Below are 18,765 nucleotides of genomic sequence, written 5' to 3' on the forward strand. Positions count from 1 at the left end.
GAACCGGCACGAATCGAACTCCCAACAGCACGACGCATACGCGCAAACGATGAGCACACGACCGCAATCAGACACAGGCACACGACCGTACGCGGACCAGTATCGACCGATGAACGCGAATCGAACCGAGGTGACGGGGCCGTGAGCGAAGGCACCGTCAACCCGGTTTCCCGTGAGACGGACGACGAGCGGGAAACGAAGGCCACGGAGAAAGAAGTGGAGGCGACGCCCGAAGCGGAATCGGACGCGCCGGACGCGACGTCCGAACCGGCCACGAAGGAGGCACAGACGGGCGCACAGTCGCTCGTCTCGACGCTGGAAGCCGCGGGCGTCGAAACGATGTTCGGCGTGCAGGGCGGGGCTATCATGCCCGTCTACGACGCGCTGTTCGACTCGGACATCCACCACGTGACGATGGCCCACGAACAGGGCGCGTCCCACGCGGCGGACGCCTACGGCGTGGTCAAAGGCGACCCGGGCGTCTGTCTCGCAACCTCCGGGCCGGGCGCGACGAACCTCGTCACCGGCATCGCCGACGCCAACATGGATTCCGACGCGATGGTCGCCCTGACGGGACAGGTTCCCTCGGGAATGGTCGGCTCCGACGCGTTTCAGGAGACGGATACGACGGGAGTCACCACCCCAATCACGAAACACAACTACTTCGCGGGCGACCCGAACACCGTCGGCGACATGGTCGGCGAGGCGTTCGCGCTCGCCGAGACGGGACGTCCCGGTCCGACGCTCGTGGACCTGCCGAAGGACGCGACGCTGGGCGAAACGGATGGCCTCGAAACCGGAAAGACGGAAACGCCCGAGACGTACTCCCCGCAGACGGAGGCGGAATCGGACGCCGTCGAAGCGGCGGCGAGAGCGATCAACGGCGCCGAAAAACCGTTGTTCCTGTTCGGCGGCGGCGTCGTCAAGGGCGAGGCCTCCGAGGAGGCCCGGCAGTTCGCCATCGAACACGGGATTCCCGTGGTGACGACCATGCCCGCCATCGGATCGATGCCCGAGGACCACGACCTCTGTCTGTCGTGGGCGGGGATGCACGGCACCGGCTACGCCAATATGGCCGTCACGCACTGTGACGTGCTGATAGCCGTCGGCTGTCGGTTCGACGATCGACTGACCGGCGGCGTCGACACGTTTGCACCGGAGGCCGAGGTCGTTCACATCGACATCGACCCGGCCGAGATTTCGAAGAACGTCCACGCGGACTACCCGCTCGTCGGCGACGCCGGGACGGTCCTCGAACAACTCGAAACGGAGGTGTCATCGGTCCAATCGGGCGACTGGGGCGAGTGGCGAGAACAGTGTTCGACGTGGAAGGAGGAGTTCCCGCTGACCTACGACACGCCGGACGACGAACCGCTGAAACCGCAGTTCGTGGTCGAGGCGCTGGACGAGGCGACGGACGACGACGCCATCGTCACGACCGGCGTCGGTCAGCACCAGATGTGGGCCGCGCAGTTCTGGACGTACCGCAGTCCGCGAACGTGGGTGTCCAGTCACGGTCTGGGAACGATGGGCTACGGGCTGCCCGCTGCAATCGGCGCTCGGTTCGCGGCCGACGACGATCAGCAGGTCGTCTGCGTCGACGGCGACGGCTCCTTCCAGATGACGATGCAGGAGCTGTCCGTTGCGGTTCGGGAGAACCTCGACATCACCGTCGTCATCCTGAACAACGAGTACATCGGGATGGTTCGCCAGTGGCAGGACGCCTTCTTCGAGGGTCGGCGGATGGCCGCCGAGTACGACTGGTGTCCGGAGTTCGACAAACTGGCCGAAGCGTTCGGCGCGAAAGGGTTCGCCGTGGACTGTTACGACGAAGTGGCCGACACCATCGAGGAGGCGCTGGCCTACGACGGCCCGTCGGTCATCGACTTCCACGTGGACCCCGACGCGAACGTCTATCCGATGGTGCCGAGCGGCGGCGCGAACGGGAAGTTCGCCCTCACGGAGGACCAACTATGAGCGGGGAAGACTCCACGGACGACGGAGCGACGCGGAACCCGTCGGCGGGAATGCCCGGCAGCGCGCCCGACGACCGGCCGCATCCCGACGGCCGACGAAACGAGCAGGGAATCCGAATCGACCCGGAAGCGGAGGCGGAGCCGCGACGGCGGACCGCCGTCGTCTCCGCGCTGGTCGAACACGAACCGGGCGTCCTCTCGCGCGTCTCCGGGTTGTTCTCCCGGCGGCGATTCAACATCGAGAGCCTGACCGTCGGCCCGACGACGGTGGACGGCCACGCGCGTATCACCCTCGTGGTCGAGGAGACCGAATCCGGCATCGACCAAGTGGAAAAGCAACTGGCGAAACTCAAGCCCGTCATTCAGGTGGGCGAGGTGGACGACCCCGCCGTCCGCGCCGAGTTGGTGCTGCTGAAGGTGCGCGGCGACAAGCCCGACGAAGTGCACGCAATCACGCAGATGTACGAGGGCCAAACGTTAGATGCCGGGCCGCGAACCATCACGGTACAGATCACTGGAGACCAGCAGAAGATCGACGACGCGGTGGACGCCTTCCACCAGTTCGGCATCATCGAAATCGCACGAACCGGCCAGACCGCACTGGCACGCGGCGACACGCCGACGACGCCGGGCGAGGAACCGGGGCATTCCACCGAACCGCCGGAAAACCCGCACAGCGCGGAAGACAGCGAGACGTCGAACACGAACGAAAACTGAGGACTACCAACAATGACGAATCAACAAGACGCGACGATCTACTACGACGACGACGCGGACGATAGCTACCTGAACGACAAGACCGTGGCCGTACTCGGCTACGGCAGTCAGGGCCACGCCCACGCACAGAACCTCGCGGAGAGCGGGGTGGACGTGGTCGTCGGCCTGCGCGAGGGCTCTTCCTCCCGAAAAGCGGCGGAGGACGACGGACTCCGCGTCGCGACCCCGAAGGAGGCCGCGAGCGAGGCGCAGGTCGTCTCGGTACTCGTTCCGGACACCGTGCAACCCGCAGTGTACGCCGACATCGAATCCGAACTCGAAGCGGGCGACACCCTGCAGTTCGCCCACGGGTTCAACATCCACTACGGCCAGATCGAACCGTCCGAGGACGTGGACGTGACGATGATAGCGCCGAAGTCGCCGGGCCACCTCGTGCGCCGGAACTACCAAGCCGACGAGGGAACGCCGGGCCTGCTCGCGGTCTATCAGGACGCGAGCGGCGAGGCGAAAGAGGAGGCGCTCGCCTACGGGAAAGCCATCGGCTGTACCCGCGCCGGCGTGGTCGAAACCTCGTTCCAAGAGGAGACGGAAACCGACCTGTTCGGCGAGCAGGCCGTCCTCTGTGGCGGCGTCACGGAACTCATCAAGGCAGGCTACGAGACGCTCGTGGACGCGGGGTACTCGCCCGAGATGGCCTACTTCGAGTGTCTGAACGAGATGAAGCTCATCGTGGACCTGATGTACGAGGGCGGCCTCGGCGAGATGTGGGATTCGGTCTCCGACACCGCCGAATACGGCGGCCTGACCCGCGGGGAAGTCGTCGTCGACGACCACGCCCGCGAGAACATGGAGCAGGTGCTCGAAGAGGTGCAGAACGGCGAGTTCGCCCGCCAGTGGATCGTCGAGAATCAGGCCGGGCGGCCGTCGTACCGTCAGAAGCGGACGGCCGAGAAGAACCACGAAATCGAGGAGGTCGGGGACCGTCTCCGCCAACTGTTCTCGTGGTCGGAAACGGAAAACGAGGAGTCGGAATCCGACGAAACGGAACAGGAGCGGGTGACAGCCGATGACTAGCGATGTTCCTTCGGAACATCGAAAAGAGAACGGTGAAACCGTGAGCAGCGATGGTCCGGAGACGATGGGAGAGATAAGCCACGTCCACCCCTACGCCGACCGGGGAGCGATGACGCGGGTGTTCAGTCGCGGTCGGATCGTCACGGACGGCGGAGCGAGCGAATCGAGCGACGAAGAAGCGGAAACGATGGCCGACATCGAACACGAGCCACCTGCGGGAGCGGGTGACTCGGCGAGCGTATTCGAACGCGGCCACGAATACCGGGTACAGTATCGATGAGCGAGGGAACGCTCTACGACATGGTGTGGGACCGACACCGGGTGACTGACCTGCCGACGGGGCAGACCCAGTTGTTCGTCGGCCTGCACCTCGTCCACGAGGTGACGAGTCCGCAGGCGTTCGGAATGCTGGAGGAGCGCGACATGGAGGTCGCGTATCCGGAGCGCACGCACGCGACGGTGGACCACATCGTTCCGACGGCGGACCAGTCGCGCCCGTACGCCGACGACGCGGCGGAGGAGATGATGTCCGAACTGGAGGAGAACGTCCGCGAGGCGGGCATCGACTTCTCGCACCCGAAATCGGGCGACCAGGGCATCGTTCACGTCATCGGGCCGGAGCAGGGGTTGACCCAACCCGGCATGACCATCGTCTGCGGCGACAGCCACACCGCGACGCACGGCGCGTTCGGCGCGCTGGCGTTCGGTATCGGGACGAGCCAGATTCGCGACGTGCTCGCCACCGGGACCATCGCGATGGAGAAACAGAAGGTGCGCCGGATTCGCGTCACGGGCGAACTCGGCGAGGGCGTCTCCGCGAAGGACATCGTCCTCGAAATCATCCGCCGCCTCGGCACCGACGGCGGCGTCGGCTACGTGTACGAGTACGCGGGCGAAGCCATCGAGAATCTGGGCATGGAAGGCCGGATGAGCATCTGCAACATGTCCATCGAGGGCGGCGCTCGCGCGGGGTACATCAACCCCGACGAGACGACGTACGAGTACCTGCGCGAGACTGACGCCTTTAGCGACGACCCCGAGAAGTTCGAGGAACTGAAATCCTACTGGGAGTCCGTGCGCTCGGACGAGGACGCGACGTACGACGACGAAGTCGTCATCGACGGCGACGAACTCGAACCGATGGTGACGTGGGGAACGACCCCCGGACAGGGCGTCGGCATCACGGAACCAATTCCGGACCCCGACGACCTGCCGAAAGACAAGCGGGAGACGGCGCGACAGTCACAGGAACACATGCGCGTCGAACCCGGCGAGACGATGGCGGGCTACGACATCGACGTGGCGTTCGTGGGGTCGTGTACGAACGCTCGACTGCCGGATTTGCGACGCGCCGCAGCGGTCGTGAAGGGACGTCAAGTCCACGACGACGTGCGGGCGATGGTCGTTCCCGGCAGTCAACGCGTGAAAGCAGCCGCGGAGGAGGAAGGCTTGGACGACATCTTCCGCGAGGCCGGGTTCGACTGGCGCGGTGCCGGTTGTTCGATGTGTCTCGGCATGAACGACGACCAACTCGACGGCGACGAGGCCAGCGCGTCCTCCTCGAACCGCAACTTCGTGGGACGGCAGGGCAGCCCCGAGGGACGGACGGTCCTCATGAGTCCGGAGATGGTCGCGGCCGCCGCCATCCGCGGCGAAGTGACCGACGTGCGCGAACTGCCGGAGGTGGCGAGCGCATGACCGAGAAGGTCACGCACGAATCCGGAACCGGAATCGCCGTCCGCGGCAACGACATTGACACGGACCAGATAATCCCGGCCCGGTTCATGAAGGTCGTCACCTTCGACGGGTTGGGGCAGTTCTCGTTCTTCGACCAGCGGTTCGACGAGAACGACGACCCGCAACCGCATCCGTTCAACCGCGACGAACACGAGGGTGCGTCGATACTGGTCGTCAACGCCAACTTCGGCTGTGGCTCCTCGCGCGAACACGCGCCGCAGGCGCTCGCTCGGTGGGGAATCGACGCCATCGTGGGCGAGAGCTTCGCGGAAATCTTCGCGGGCAACTGCCTCGCGCTCGGGATTCCGACCGTCACCGCCGACGCCGAAACGGTCGAGGCGTTACAGGACTTCGTCGAGGAGAACCCCGACGCCGTGATCGAAGTCGACGTGGCGGCGGAAACGGTGCGCTACGACGGCGAGACGGTGGCCGCGAACGTGGACGACGCCCAGCGACAGGCGCTTGTGGAGGGCGTCTGGGACACGACGGCGCTGATGAAGTCGAACGAAGCCGAAATCGAAAGGACGGCCCAGAGCCTCCCCTACGTGGAACAATGAGCGAGCAAATCGCGGTCATCCCCGGCGACGGAATCGGGCAGGAAGTCGTTCCCGCGGCGCGGCGGGTACTCGAAGCCGTCGAACCGGACTTCGAGTTCGTGGAAGCGGACGCGGGCGACGCCGTGAAGGAGGAGACGGGAACGGCGCTTCCCGAGGAAACGCGCACGCTCGTCGCGGAATCCGACGCGACGCTGTTCGGGGCGGCGGGCGAGACGGCGGCGGAGGTCATCCTCCCGCTTCGCGGCGTAGTGGATTCGTTCGTCAACGTGCGCCCCGCGCGGGCCTACCCCGGCACCGACGCGCTCCGTCCCGAGACGGACCTCGTGTTCCTCCGCGAGAACACCGAAGGAGTATACGCGGGCCACGAATCGCGTCTGAGCGACGACGTGGCGACGCTGACCCGCGTCGTCACCGAATCCGCCTCCGAGCGACTCGCAGAGTTCGCGTGCGAGTACGTCGAGGGACGCGACGAGGAGTCGTTCACCATCGCCCACAAGGCGAACGTGATGCGCGAGACGGACGGCGTGTTCCGCGACACGGTGGACAGAGTCGCGGACGTCCACACCGTCCCGCACGACGAAATGCTGATGGACGCGATGGCGACGAATCTCTGCTTGCACCCCGAGGAGTTCGACGTCATCGTCTGTCCGAACCTCGCGGGCGACGTACTTTCGGACCTCGCCGCCGGACTGGTCGGCGGATTGGGACTGCTCCCGTCCGCGAACATCGGCCCGGACAACGCGCTGTTCGAACCCGTCCACGGCACCGCCCCGGACATCGCGGGCGAGGGCGTTGCCAACCCGGCCGCGACCATGCTCTCGGCGGCGATGTTGCTAGAACATCTGGACTACCACGAGGAGGGCGCGGCGGTTCGACGGGCGGTCGAATCCGTGCTGTCGGACGGGCCGCGAACGCCGGATCTCGGCGGCGACGCGACCACCGAGGACGTGACGGAAGCGGTACTGTCGCGGCTGTAGATACGTCCGTCTTCTTTCTTCAGGGCCAAGCGGCGAGGAGTACCATCAGAACGCCGATAGCGCCAAGCACGCCGAAACCGAGTCGCGTCGTGATGACCTTCCAGTCGGCGGGTTCGACGTCGCTCACCGGCGTCGTGCTTCCGATGGCGTCGGCTTGTTCGCTCATCCGGGCGAAGTAGTAGTCGAATCGAGTACCGAGCGCGCCGAGGGTGATGGCACCGAACCCGACGAGCATCGTTCCGAAATCGATCATTGTCGGGGAGATTAGTGCGTGCGATAAATGCTTTCTGCACTGAACGATGGGGTCGGAGTCATCGTCCGATGCGCGAAAGCGTCTCGATTCCGTCCGCCGTCTCGCGCCCGAAACGGGAACAGAGGCGGCCTATCGGACGACGGCGAACGGACCGGAACGGCCATTCGCGCGTCCGAGGAAGTGACCCCATGGACCTCGACGGCGTGTACGAGACGCATGTGGACGTGGCCGATCTCAACCGGGCGATGGACTTCTACGGCGACACGCTCGGCCTCGAACTCGGTCGGCACGAACAGGGAAGGAAAATAGCCTTCTACTTCACCGGAATCCCGCGCTCGATGCTCGGCGTGTGGGAAAAAGAGGACCCGAAATCGAGCCATTTCGCGTTCCGCGTGTCGGAGGACGAGGTAGACGAGATGCTTCCGTTCCTCGAAGAACGCGACATCGAACCGCGGGCGGCCTTCGGCGTCGAACCGGACGAACCCATCGTTCATCCGTGGATGCCGAGCGCGACAGTCTACTTCTCGGACCCCGACGGCAACTCGCTGGAACTGCTGGCGGAGTTGTCCGATGACCCCGACCCGGGCGACCCGATGCCGCTGAGTGAGTGGCGCGAGCGACGGGAGTAGTTGGCTACGTCACGCTCCAGCCATCGATTTCCCCGGCGTCGGCGATGTGTACTACCTGATAGACGAGGATGGCGACCATCCACCCGCCAATGAAGCTCTCTATCCTCGTAATCGGAAGGTCGACCGTGAGCATCGTCCACCAGACGCCGACGACGAAACAGACGATGACTGCCACGCGGCCAGCCCCCCCGATTGCTCGAAACCAGCGCCCGACGGCTTTTCCGAACGACGTGTTTCCGGCAGGTCCCAGCGCTACCACGAAGAGGGCGAATCCCACCGCGGTCCACCCCCACGAAATTTCGTCGTACGGATAGAGGTTGATGACGAGTGGGACGCAGACGAGAGCGGTCATCGCTACCTCCTTCCACGTCGGCGGACGGTCGGGAAACCAGTTGGAGACGGTTTGGGAGACCATGACAGGCCGTTATTGTAACCTATGCTACTAATAAATTCGCGTGCCCCGGAGAACCGCTCAGTCGGTCAACCCGTACCCCTTTCGGAACAGGTACGTGTCGATGCCCATCACGACGAGCGTCAGTCCCGTCAGCACGGCCAGCGAGAGGTTCGGGTCGAGTTCCGACGCGCCGAGGAAGCCGTACCGGACGCCGTCGACCATGTACACCATCGGGTTGAGAAGGGTGAGGGTCTGAAGGAGGTCCGAATCGAGGCTTTCGAGGGTGTAGAAGACGCCGCCGAAGAATACCAGCGGGCGGACGATGAACTGGTTCATCATCGTCAGGTTGTCCCAGTCGTCGGCCCAGAGGCCACCGATCACGCCGAAACTGGAGAAGAGCAGCGTGATGACGACGGCGAAGGCGAGGAGATAGAACGGCCGGGCGACGCCGACGGACGTGAAGAACGCTCCAAGGACGGCGATGAGCGCCCCGACGAGGATGCCCCGCGTCGCCCCCGAGACGATGTAGGAGGCGACCATCCGCGAGTAGGACATCGGCGAGGTCAGCGTCTCCTCGATGTAGCGGTTCCAACGTCCGTGGAAGATGGAAAAACAGGAGTTCTCGAAGGCGTTGGAGATTGCTCCCAGCACGACCAGTCCGGGCAGGATGAAGACGATGTAATCGACCGAGTGACCGCCGAATTTCATCTGCCCCACTCGATTGCCGAGGATGACGCCGAACACGGAGAAGTACAGCACGTTCGTCACGAACGGCGGGACGAACGTGTTCCGCGGCCGACGGAGGAATCGAAGGATTTCCCGGCGGGTCAGCGTGACGAATCCGGTGAGACCGGACGAATCGGTTTCGGCGCTCACGCCTTCTCACCGCCCGTAACCGCGGCCGGTTCGTCGTCCGCTCTCTTCCCATCTGCCGATTCGTCCCGTCCGCCCGTGCTCTCGTCCGCCCGCGTCATCTCGACGAACACCTCTTCGAGCGAGGTGCGCGAGATGTCGAAGTGAACGATTTCGAACCCCTTCCGGTCGAGTTCGCGGACCAGTTCCGGGGCGAGCAGTCCCGCCTCGGGTGCCGTGACGACGAGTTCGTCGCCGTCCAGTTCGACGTCCTGAATCCGGTCCCGGCCCGCCGACAGGTGCGGCGCGGATTCGGGCGGGTTGCGGAGCGAAATCGTGACCTTGTCCGGGCCGCGGTCCATGAGTTCCTCGGGGCTCGCCACCTCCACGATTTCGCCCGAATCGAGGATGGCGACTTCGTCACAGAGGCGTTCGGCCTCCTCGATGTAGTGGGTCGTGAGCAGAATCGTGGTCCCCGCCTCGTTGAGTTCGGTGATGAGGTCCCACAGGTCGTGGCGCAGTTGCACGTCCACCCCGGCGGTCGGTTCGTCCAGAATGAGCAGGTCGGGTTCGGTGATGAGCGCCCGCGCGAGGACGAATCGCCGCTTCATCCCGCCGGAGAGCCAATCGAAGCGCGTGTCGCGCTTGTCGTAGATGCCGACCCGCCGGAGGACCTCGTCCGCGCGCTCTCCAGCCTCCTGCCGCGGAATCCCGTGATAACCCGCCTTGTGTTCCAACACCTCACGAATCGGGAAGAATCGATCCACGTTGAACTCCTGCGGCGCGAGGCCGATTCGGTCGCGCGCCTCGCGGTAGTCGTCTTCCACGTCCGCGCCGAACACCTCCGCCGACCCGCCGGACTTCTTCACGAGGCCGACGAGGATGTTGATGAACGTCGTCTTCCCCGCACCGTTCGGGCCGAGCAGGCCGAAAAACGACCCCTTCGGAACGTCGAGGTCGACCCCATCGAGCGCCCGTACCTCCCCGTACTCCTTTTCCAGACCGCGTATTCGTATCGCAGAATCCATTCGAAAAACGGTAGTCGACGGGCGCGGTTAAGGGTGCTGAACCCGGTCAAAGGTTCCCAAACACGTCGTCGGCGTCGGCGAGATAGTCCGCCAGTTCCGCTTCGCCGTGTGCAAGCGAGAGGTGGTGGCGCTTGTACGGGTTCGGCGTGAAGAAGTGGCCGCGTTCGCGCATCCCCACCGCGAACTCGCGGAATCGCCCCTCGTCCAAGCCGAGGACGTCCTCGTAGTTCTCCGGTTCCCCCGTCACGCCGAACTGGACGCTGAAGATGCTTCGATGGCCGACGACCCGACCCTCGATGTCGCGGTCCGAGAGCAGGTCCCGGAGTCCGGCCCGATACTCGTCGCCGAGGTCGGTGACGTGGCGCTGGACGTCCTCCTCGACGATGGCGTCGAGGGTTTCGCGCGCCGCGGCGAGTCCGGGCAGGTTACCCGAGTACGTTCCACTGATGACGACGCCGGATTCGTTGTCCCCGCCCGCCTGCGCGAGCAAGTCCTCGCGACCGCCGACCGCCGCGACGGGATAGCCGTTTCCGAGGGCTTTCGCCACGCAGGTCAGGTCGGGTGTGACGCCGAACTCGCCCTGCGCGCCGTGCGGCGAGTGACGGAAACCGGTGATGACCTCGTCGAAGACGAGCGGAACGTCCGCCTCCCGCGTCACCTCGCGGAGCGTTTCGAGGAACTCCCCTCGGGGCAGGATGCACCCGACGGAGTGGGGAACGGGCTCGAGGATGACGGCCGCGAGGTCGTCGCCGTGTTCGCGAAAGACTTCCTCCACGGCCTCGCGGTCGTTGAACGGGACGACGAGCGTGTTCTCGACCGCTGACGGGAGCATCCCCTCGGATTCGGGGTACCCCCCGCCGAGTTCGTCCTCGGGTGGATAGACGCTCACGTCCACGTAGTCGTGCCAGCCGTGATAGCAGCCTTCGAACTTCAAAATTTTCTCGTTGCCCGTGTACGCCCGTGCGAGTCGAATCGCGTGATAGGTCGCCTCGCTCCCGCTGTTGCAGAAGTTGACCTGCTCGACGCCGGGGAGGAGGGAGGTCAGTCGCTCGGCCACCTCGACTTCGAGGGGGGTCGTTCCCGCGCCGTAGAGGACGCCGTCCCCGATGGCGCTTCGCGCGGCGTCGTCCACCCGGTCGTACGCGTGTCCGAGGATGATGGGGCCGAAGCCGAGGTGGTAATCGGTGTACTCCTCGTCATCGACGGTGGTCAACGTCGTCCCCTTCGCTCGTTCGAACGCGACGTCGCCGGTGTCGTAGGCCTGCGCCCGGAGTCCGGTCTGTGCGCCGCCCGGAATCACCTCGCGGGCGCGTTCGACGATTCGCTCGCTCCGCGTCGCGTCGGTTGTGGGGTCCGAATTCATCGATTGTCGTTGTTTCCGTTAGTCGCCGCCCGTGATAGTGTTGGGCGTGTCATCCGCGTCGATGCTCTCGTCGTCGACCCATACGCCGGTGCCGAAGTCGATGGCATCGTTCCACTTGGCGACGAGCGTCGTCACCGCGAGGTCGCCGGTGATGTTGTTCATCGTCCGCATCCGGTCGAGCAGCGGGTCGATGCCGAGGACGAACGCGATGGCCTGAATCGGCAGGCCGACCTGCGTGAACACGACGGTCATCATGACGATGCTCGCGCCCGGAACGCCCGCGGTTCCGACGCTGGCGATGAGCGCCGTGACGAGGATGCTCAACTGTTCCGAGATCGTGAGCGTCTTCCCGACCACGTTTGCCGTGAAGATGGCGGCAATACCGAGGTACATCGCCGTTCCGTCCATGTTGATGGTCGCGCCGAGCGGCAGGGAGAAACTGTACACCTCCTGGTCGATGCCGAGGTTCTCGTCAGCGTTCGACATCGTGACCGGGAGCGTCCCGCTCGACGAGCGGATGCTCAACGCCGTTACCATGGCGTCCTTCCCGCCGCGGACGAAGTCCATGGGGGAGTGACCGACGAGTCCGCGGACGATGACGAGGAGGTACACGATCGATATCTGGAGGCCGATGGCGATGGCGAGCGTGGCGAAGAGCTTGAACAGGGAGAGGATGGCCTCCGGCCCCGTCTGTGCGAACAGCGCGGCCATCAGCGCGAACACGCCGATGACGCCGTACTCCATGATTCCCCAGACGATTTTGAACATCACTTCGGCACCCGCCTCGACCACGTCGAACGTCGTCTGAACGCCGTTGTAGACGTCCGAACCCTCTTCGGCCTCGTCGCGGACGACCGTCAGGCCGACACCGAACGCCAGCGCGAAGAAGATGACGCCGAGGATTTTCCCCTCCGCCATCGCGCTGAACGGGTTCTCGGGGACGATGTTGAGAAGGACGCTCGCGAGTCCCGACGCCTGTTTCGTCTCGACGGCCGGTTTCGCCAGCGCGTCCTTGAGGTGCAACCCGACGCCGGGGTCGATGAGGTTCGCCACGCCGAGGCCGATGGCGATGGCGACGCCGGTGGTGAGGAGATACAGGAGGATGACCTGCCCGCCGACCTTGCCGAGGTTCTTCGGCGAGAGGTTCCGCGCCGCCATGATGAGGGTGAAGACGACGATGGGAACGATGACCATCTTCAACAGTCGAACGAAGAGGTCGCCGAGCGGTTGGAGGTTCGTCGCCGGTTCGCCGACCACGAGTCCCACGACGGACCCGAGGACGAACGCCGCCGCGATACGGTAGATGATGGCGACAGACCGGTAGCGCCGCCATGCCTGTTGGACAATACTTGCCATACGTCTCCAATAGTACTCAAAAACGATGCAAAAATACTTCGATTCGGGGCAGAATATGGAGATTAATTCCAATAACGACGATTATATTGAACCGATGTAGTTTTCACCGAGGGAGAACCAGTCGGTTATCGATGTCGCTGTTGTCCGTTTTTCCCCGGCTAGAGCTTCGCTCGTCGCGTTCTCCCCACACCGGAACCGTGTTCACTCGCCGGGAAAGTCGGCGAAACAGAACGTTTGTAAACGTGGAACTGTAGTGAAAGAAATCCGTCTTACTCCCGCTTCGCACCCGGATTCGTCACCGGGCCAGTTCCACCTTTTTCGGCGGTCGGAGGCAGAATCCGGCGTGAACCGCGCCGGATTCTGCCTCTCCCTCGAAAAATCTGGACCAAAAACACCGGAAGACGTTCCTGCTCACTTCGTTCCGCGGGCGTGCGACTTCCGAGCCGGTTACGAACGCTTTGCGTTCGTCACATCCCGAAAATCTCCGATTTTCGAGGACTTCGTTCGCGCTGCTCACGAAAAACCGAGTCACCCCGCTTTCGTCGCTCCTTTCAGTCGCTCCGTCGGGGGTTCCTCGGCCCGCTCACTCGACTCACGGCGTCGCCGTTCGTGTTTCGAGGCGCAAGCGCCTCGCTCGTTCGCGGAAACGAACCGGCGCTCACTCCCGCTTCGCACCCGGATTCGTCACCGCGCCGTTGGCCGCGGAGCCGAACGTCTCGCCGTATTTGGCGAGGACGCCGGAGGTGTACCGCGGGTCGTTCGGTTCCCAGTCGTCCAACCGATCGTCGAGTTCCTCCTCGGAGAGGTCCACGGAGAGTTCGCGGTTCGGTATGTCGACCGCGACTTCGTCGCCGTCCTCGACTACCGCGATTGGGCCGCCGTCGCGGGCCTCCGGGGCGACGTGGCCGACCATCGGACCGCGGGTCGCGCCGGAGAACCGCCCGTCCGTGAGGAGCGCCACGTCGTCCTCGTGGCCCTGTCCGACGACGGCCGCCGTCACGCCGAGCATCTCGCGCATGCCGGGACCGCCGCGCGGCCCCTCGTTTCGGATGACTATCACGTCGCCCGATTCGATGCCGCCCTCTTGAACGTACTTCATCGCGTCCTCCTCGTTCTCGAAGACGCGGGCCGGGCCGCTGTGGTGGAACTTGTCCTCCCCCGTGACTTTCAGAACCGACCCTTCGGGCGAGAGGTTGCCCTTCAGGATCTTGATGGCCCCCTCCTCGTGGAACGGGTCGTCGACGGGCCGGAGGAAGTCGGCGTCGGACTCGCCGCCTCGCGGGCTTTGCCCGCTCGAATCCGAGGCGCTTCTCGCCTCGCTCCCGAGATGGTCGAGTTCCTCCTCGATTGTGCGACCCGTCACGGTCATGGCGTTACCGTGGATGTAGCCCCCGTCGAGCAGTCGGCGGAGGACGACGGGGATGCCGCCCTCGTCGTGGAGGTCCTTCATGACCCGCGTGCCGCCGGGTTGGAGGTTGGCGATTTTCGGCGTCCGGCGCGATATTTCGTCGAAGTCGTCGATGTCGAGTTCGATGCCGGCCTCCGCCGCGAGCGCGAGGAGGTGAAGCACGGCGTTGGTCGAACCGCCCATCGCCACCTGCATCGTGATGGCGTTCTCGAACGATTCCCGCGTCAGGATGTCCGACGGTTTGCGGTCGTTCTCGACGGCGTCCAACACGAGTTCGCCCGCCCCTTCGGCGACTTTGTACCGCTCCGGCGATTCGGCGGGCGGACTGGCCGAACCGAGGGGTGCGAGGCCGAGGGTTTCGCTCATGGTCGCCATCGTGTTCGCGGTGAACATCCCGCCGCAGGATCCCGCGCCGGGACAGGCGTCGTGTTCGAGTTCGACCAACTCGTCCTCGGTCATGTCGCCGTGGGCCACCGCGCCGACGCCCTCGAAGACGTTCTGAACGGTTACTTCCCGCCCTTCGTGTTCGCCGGGGAGAATCGACCCGCCGTACAGGAAGACGGTCGGCAGGTCGGTACGGATGGCCGCCATCATCATGCCGGGGAGGTTCTTGTCACACCCCGCGACCGTGACGAGGGCGTCCACGCGTTCGCCGAAGGCGACGAGTTCGACGCTGTCGGCGATGACCTCCCGCGAGATGAGACTGGCCTTCATCCCCTCGGTCCCCATGGAGATGGCGTCGGAAATCGTGATGGTGCCGAACTCGATGGGCATGCCGCCCGCCTCGTTCACGCCGTCGATGGCCGCCCCGGCCACGTCGTCCAGGTGGACGTTACAGGGCGTGATGTCGGCCGCCGGGTTCGCCACCGCCACCATCGGCGAGGAGAGGTCGTCGTCGTCGAACCCCATCGCGCGGAACATCGACCGGTGCGGCGCGCGTTCCGGTCCTTCCGTCACTTCTCTGCTTCGCAACGACTCGTCCTTCTCTGAACTGTTGCTCATGACTGTGAGTATGGGTAACGAGGTGTGTTAAACCCTCCCGAATCGACAGACCTTGCTGTCGAATCCGTCGCACGGTTCGGCGGTCACGCAGGGACGTCATCGAACGTGACCGACAATCCCGTCGGTTTGAGGACGCGCCACGCGAGGGGCGGACGGAACAGCGACGTGGGCGGTTGCTCCATCGTCATCACTCGAAGGAACGCGGCGGACAGCACGTCGTCGGTGTGCGCCTTGCGAAGCAACCGGGAGAGATACCGACCGATGACATCGGTACCGCGTGGTTTGGAACCGATCGTTCGTTCGAACCCGAAATCGTTCCCGACCGCCAGCAACCACGCGGTATCGATGACCGACGCGGCGCGGTCGAAAAAGCGGAGCGCGAGGCGGTCGAAACCGCCCGCAGACACGGTGTGGTGGAGTACCAGCGCTTCGAGCGCGGCCACCGACATACCCTGTGCGTACACCGGATTGTAGCTGGCGATGGCGTCACCGACGACGAGTAGCCCTTCGGGAAATCGGTCGAGATTTTCGTAGCGGTATCGCCGATTTGACGGGAACGGGTAGCGGTCGATGCGCTCGGAAACCGGCGGGTGGTCGTCGAGTAATCGCTTCAGTTCGGGGACGGGAAGGCTCCCCGCGAATTCCGAGAACTCCCCGAAATCCGTCGGCGGAATGTCACCGTGGACGCCGTTCATGTTCACCACCCAGCGGTCACCTTCAACGGGTGCGGCCATGCCACCGCGAGTGCGGGGCGAGGACGGCGGCACGAGATACGTCCGGAGGTCGTCGGGGGGTCGGTCGACGAACGTCGTGCTGTACGTCACGTCGATACGGACCGTATCGAGCGGCGGCGACGTGTATCCGTGGCTCACCAGCCAGTTCGGCGTTCTGCTCGTCCGGCCGGTGGCGTCGACCACCAAATCGGCATGTAACGCCGTCCGCTCGGTGCCGTCGCGGACGGCGATACCCTCGACGGTCGTCACCGCGTCGTCGTGGAGGTACTCCGTAAACCGGCAGTTCGGGCGCACCCGCACCCGGTCGAGTTCGGAGACGTGGCGTCGGGCCACCTGCTCGAACAGCGGCCGACTCGCGGAAATCGTCTCCATGCGGTTCGGTCCGTGGGCGAGAAAGTCACCCTCGCTGTAGAAGTTCACGTCGGTGGAGAAATCGAGGACCGTTCCACCGGCCGAGACGACGTCCTCGCTGAATCCCGGAAACAGGTCCTCCAGCGTCGCCCGCCCGGCCTCCATGAGCGCGTGCGGTTGGCGTCCCTGTGGTACGCCACGCCGTGCAACCGGTTCGTCTGGGAACGAATCCCGGTCGATGACCCTGACCTCCTCGAACCAATCGGTCAGCACCCGCGCGGTAACCAGACCGGCCATCCCCGCTCCGATCACCACCGCCGTCCCGCTCCTGTCGGTCGGTTTTGCGCCGTCGTACCGTGGAACGGTTGCCAAGGTCATGCGGACACCCCTCCCCATCGTTGGCTTCGCCGAGGTGTGTGTTAACTGCTACCATAGGAGGAGCGTCGGAGGATCGACGATGCGGCGTCGGTCACTTCAGTTCGGAGAGAACTTCGTCCACCAACTCCCGCGCCCGTTCGACGTGTTCGTCCGCTTCCTCGCTGCCAGTCCCGTCGACGTGTGAGAGCAAATCGTCCGCCTGTGAGACGCGCTTTTCCACGACCGATTCGGGTGCACCTCTGGCGTCCCCGATGACCGCCTGTGCTTCGCCGAGGTACTGACTCGGACGGGTAGCGACCGGCAGGGACGCCGTCGCTTCCAAATGGTCGTACAGGTCCGCGACGAGTCGATGAAGGTCGGAGATGGTCGTGATTCGTGGGCGGCGGAAGAAGAAGTTACTCCTCGCCGGTTTCGATGGGCGCTCGCACCAGGTTCCCCCACTCGGTCCACGACCCGTCGTAGTTGCGCACGTCGTCGAAGCCGAGCAGTTCGTGGAGCGCGAACCACTCGATGGACGAGCGCTCGCCGACGCGGCAGTAGGCGATGATGGACTCCTCGCCGTCCACGTCGTGGTCGGCGTACAGTTCGCGCAGTTCGTCGGCCGACTTGAACGTTCCGTCGGCGGCGAGAACCTGTGCAACTGGGACGCTGCTCGCACCGGGGATGTGGCCGCCGCGCTGGGCCGTCTCCTGCAACCCTTCGGGAGCGATGATCTCGCCCGTGAACTCCTCCGGCGAGCGCACGTCCACGAGCGGCAGGCCGGACTCGATGGCCTTGTCCACGTCGTCCTTGTACGCCCGAATGCTCTCGAAGGGACCGCGGGCGTGGTACTCCTGTGCCGAGTGGTCGGGGACCTCCTCGGTCAGTTCGTAGTCGTTTTCGACCCAGTAGTCCTTCCCGCCGTTCAGCACGCGGGCGTCCTCGTGGCCGTAGTATTTGAACTCCCAGTAGGCGTACAGCGCAAACCAGTTGGGAATGTGTCCGTCGCCGTAGAAGACGACGGTCGAGTCCTCCGTGATTCCGGCGTCGCCTGCAACCTCCTCGAAGCCCTCTTTCTTCAGGATGTCGCGCTCGGTTTCGTCCGAGAGGTCCTCGTCCCAGTGCAACCCGATCGCACCGGGAATGTGTCCGTCGTCGTAGCGCGACGGGAAATCCCCCTCCGGCGATTCCGGACTGTTCACCTCTACGAGTCGATAGCCGGGGTCGTCGCTCTCGAATTCCTCCCTGTGGTCTTCCACCCAATCCGCCGAAACGAGAACGTCGTTTGCGTACTCTGGCATCGAACTCTGGACGACGCCGCGCGGCAAAACTCTCCCGGCCGGCGCGAGCAGGGTCGGAGCCACCGCTACCAGCAGGACTACTTTCGTGCCCGACGTGGTTCGGCACATGTCACGCACCTCGATACGCGAAACGGTTTCGACGCTCCGGGAGTCGCGGGAGGCGATTCACGAGGGAAAAATCGCCATCGCCGAAGCCAACGTCGAACTTCGAGCGCGCTACGACCGCGCCCGGCGTCGAATCGACGACGTCGACCGCGCCATCGACCTGCTTCGGGAGGAGGGTCCCGACACCGACCTCCGCGACCTGTTCGAACTGCTCGACGACGATACGTCCACCCGACGCGCCGCCGACCGCGGCAACGGCGAAGTCGTCGCCCCGTCACGCTGACCTCTCGACGGGAACACGTGCCATCCGAGTCGCCCCGTTCCTCCCACCGGTCTCGTATCAGTCGACTATATTTCCGACGCTGATTTTACGAATGTGGAAAAATTATTTGATAGATATGAACTGAACTACCGCCATTCAGAACTGAAGGACGGTAATGGAAAACATAAGCGGCAAATTTATAAACAATACCTCTTATCTTCTACGTACAGGAGAGCCAGTTAATGTCCGATGACACACCCAAACACGGCACGGGAGAATCCGATCACGAGAAAGAGGACTACCATTGCTTCGAGACGATGGCACAGTTCAAC

21 protein-coding genes are annotated in these 18,765 nt (G+C 64.5%); 9 read left to right on the top strand and 12 right to left on the bottom strand.

What is annotated here, in order from left to right:
• Positions 1–141: 141 nt before the first annotated feature.
• Genes ilvB through LJF34_RS08145 form a run of 7 tightly spaced genes read left to right on the top strand, consistent with a single transcriptional unit; the run spans position 142 to position 7,038 of the window.
• The gene (ilvB, locus tag LJF34_RS08115; protein WP_231184388.1) at positions 142–1,977 is read left to right on the top strand and encodes a biosynthetic-type acetolactate synthase large subunit; all 1,836 of its coding nucleotides are present in this window, start codon (positions 142–144) and stop codon (positions 1,975–1,977) included.
• Positions 1,974–2,693 (top strand): acetolactate synthase small subunit, encoded by a 720-nt coding sequence (ilvN, locus tag LJF34_RS08120; RefSeq protein WP_231184389.1) that lies wholly within the window; start codon positions 1,974–1,976, stop codon positions 2,691–2,693. The genes ilvB and ilvN overlap by 4 nt, the downstream gene beginning before the upstream one ends.
• Positions 2,694–2,705: 12 nt before the next feature.
• Positions 2,706–3,767: a ketol-acid reductoisomerase gene (ilvC, locus tag LJF34_RS08125; RefSeq protein ID WP_231184391.1), complete on the top strand. Its 1,062-nt coding sequence runs from the start codon at positions 2,706–2,708 to the stop codon at positions 3,765–3,767.
• Positions 3,768–3,807: 40 nt separating this feature from the next.
• Complete coding sequence (locus tag LJF34_RS08130; protein WP_231184392.1) at positions 3,808–4,047, top strand: hypothetical protein; 240 nt, start codon at positions 3,808–3,810, stop codon at positions 4,045–4,047.
• Positions 4,044–5,465 (top strand): 3-isopropylmalate dehydratase large subunit, encoded by a 1,422-nt coding sequence (leuC, locus tag LJF34_RS08135; protein ID WP_231184393.1) that lies wholly within the window; start codon positions 4,044–4,046, stop codon positions 5,463–5,465. The genes LJF34_RS08130 and leuC overlap by 4 nt, the downstream gene beginning before the upstream one ends.
• Positions 5,462–6,061, top strand: a complete 600-nt coding sequence (gene leuD, locus LJF34_RS08140; protein ID WP_231184394.1) for a 3-isopropylmalate dehydratase small subunit — start codon at positions 5,462–5,464, stop codon at positions 6,059–6,061. The genes leuC and leuD overlap by 4 nt, the downstream gene beginning before the upstream one ends.
• Positions 6,058–7,038: an isocitrate/isopropylmalate family dehydrogenase gene (locus LJF34_RS08145; RefSeq protein WP_231184395.1), complete on the top strand. Its 981-nt coding sequence runs from the start codon at positions 6,058–6,060 to the stop codon at positions 7,036–7,038. Before leuD ends, LJF34_RS08145 begins: the two co-directional genes overlap by 4 nt.
• Positions 7,039–7,057: 19 nt before the next feature.
• On the opposite strand, the gene LJF34_RS08150 is transcribed toward LJF34_RS08145, so the two are convergent.
• Positions 7,058–7,291 (bottom strand): hypothetical protein, encoded by a 234-nt coding sequence (locus tag LJF34_RS08150; RefSeq protein ID WP_231184396.1) that lies wholly within the window; start codon positions 7,289–7,291, stop codon positions 7,058–7,060.
• A 58-nt stretch (positions 7,292–7,349) separates the two neighbouring features.
• A complete protein-coding gene (locus LJF34_RS28885; RefSeq protein WP_255665758.1) occupies positions 7,350–7,481 on the bottom strand; it encodes a hypothetical protein in 132 nt (43 codons plus the stop codon).
• Between LJF34_RS28885 and LJF34_RS08155 the strand changes: the two genes are divergently transcribed.
• Positions 7,480–7,920, top strand: a complete 441-nt coding sequence (locus tag LJF34_RS08155) for a VOC family protein (RefSeq protein WP_231184397.1) — start codon at positions 7,480–7,482, stop codon at positions 7,918–7,920. The two genes, LJF34_RS28885 and LJF34_RS08155, sit on opposite strands and share 2 nt — an antisense overlap.
• Before the next feature lie 4 nt (positions 7,921–7,924).
• Here the strand turns inward: LJF34_RS08155 and LJF34_RS08160 are convergent, their stop codons facing one another.
• From LJF34_RS08160 to LJF34_RS08205, 10 genes are all read right to left on the bottom strand, one after another.
• Entirely contained in the window at positions 7,925–8,335 is a 411-nt protein-coding gene (locus tag LJF34_RS08160; RefSeq protein WP_231184398.1) for a hypothetical protein, read from the bottom strand.
• Positions 8,336–8,392: 57 nt separating this feature from the next.
• Positions 8,393–9,190 (bottom strand): ABC transporter permease, encoded by a 798-nt coding sequence (locus LJF34_RS08165; RefSeq protein ID WP_231184400.1) that lies wholly within the window; start codon positions 9,188–9,190, stop codon positions 8,393–8,395.
• Positions 9,187–10,194: an ABC transporter ATP-binding protein gene (locus LJF34_RS08170; RefSeq protein WP_231184401.1), complete on the bottom strand. Its 1,008-nt coding sequence runs from the start codon at positions 10,192–10,194 to the stop codon at positions 9,187–9,189. The genes LJF34_RS08165 and LJF34_RS08170 overlap by 4 nt, the downstream gene beginning before the upstream one ends.
• A gap of 46 nt (positions 10,195–10,240) precedes the next feature.
• Positions 10,241–11,557 carry an aspartate aminotransferase family protein gene (locus LJF34_RS08175; RefSeq protein WP_231184403.1) on the bottom strand — a complete coding sequence of 439 codons (1,317 nt, stop codon included), beginning with the start codon at positions 11,555–11,557 and terminating at the stop codon, positions 10,241–10,243.
• A gap of 18 nt (positions 11,558–11,575) precedes the next feature.
• Positions 11,576–12,913, bottom strand: coding sequence for a dicarboxylate/amino acid:cation symporter (locus LJF34_RS08180; RefSeq protein ID WP_231184405.1), 1,338 nt, complete (start codon positions 12,911–12,913; stop codon positions 11,576–11,578).
• Positions 12,914–13,208: 295 nt separating this feature from the next.
• Entirely contained in the window at positions 13,209–13,430 is a 222-nt protein-coding gene (locus tag LJF34_RS08185) for a hypothetical protein (protein ID WP_231184406.1), read from the bottom strand.
• Between the two features lie 141 nt (positions 13,431–13,571).
• Positions 13,572–15,323: a dihydroxy-acid dehydratase gene (ilvD, locus tag LJF34_RS08190; RefSeq protein WP_231184407.1), complete on the bottom strand. Its 1,752-nt coding sequence runs from the start codon at positions 15,321–15,323 to the stop codon at positions 13,572–13,574.
• Positions 15,324–15,406: 83 nt separating this feature from the next.
• Positions 15,407–16,786: an FAD-dependent monooxygenase gene (locus LJF34_RS08195; protein ID WP_231184408.1), complete on the bottom strand. Its 1,380-nt coding sequence runs from the start codon at positions 16,784–16,786 to the stop codon at positions 15,407–15,409.
• A gap of 91 nt (positions 16,787–16,877) precedes the next feature.
• Entirely contained in the window at positions 16,878–17,108 is a 231-nt protein-coding gene (locus LJF34_RS08200; RefSeq protein ID WP_231184409.1) for a hypothetical protein, read from the bottom strand.
• A 73-nt stretch (positions 17,109–17,181) separates the two neighbouring features.
• Positions 17,182–18,066 (bottom strand): sulfurtransferase, encoded by an 885-nt coding sequence (locus LJF34_RS08205; RefSeq protein WP_231184410.1) that lies wholly within the window; start codon positions 18,064–18,066, stop codon positions 17,182–17,184.
• A gap of 106 nt (positions 18,067–18,172) precedes the next feature.
• On the opposite strand from LJF34_RS08205, the gene LJF34_RS08210 reads away from it, so the two are divergent.
• Complete coding sequence (locus tag LJF34_RS08210) at positions 18,173–18,454, top strand: hypothetical protein (protein ID WP_231184411.1); 282 nt, start codon at positions 18,173–18,175, stop codon at positions 18,452–18,454.
• The last annotated feature ends 311 nt before the right edge of the window (positions 18,455–18,765 follow it).

The sequence above is a fragment of the Haladaptatus sp. DYF46 genome, from assembly GCF_021083305.1.
Taxonomy (GTDB): domain Archaea; phylum Halobacteriota; class Halobacteria; order Halobacteriales; family Haladaptataceae; genus Haladaptatus.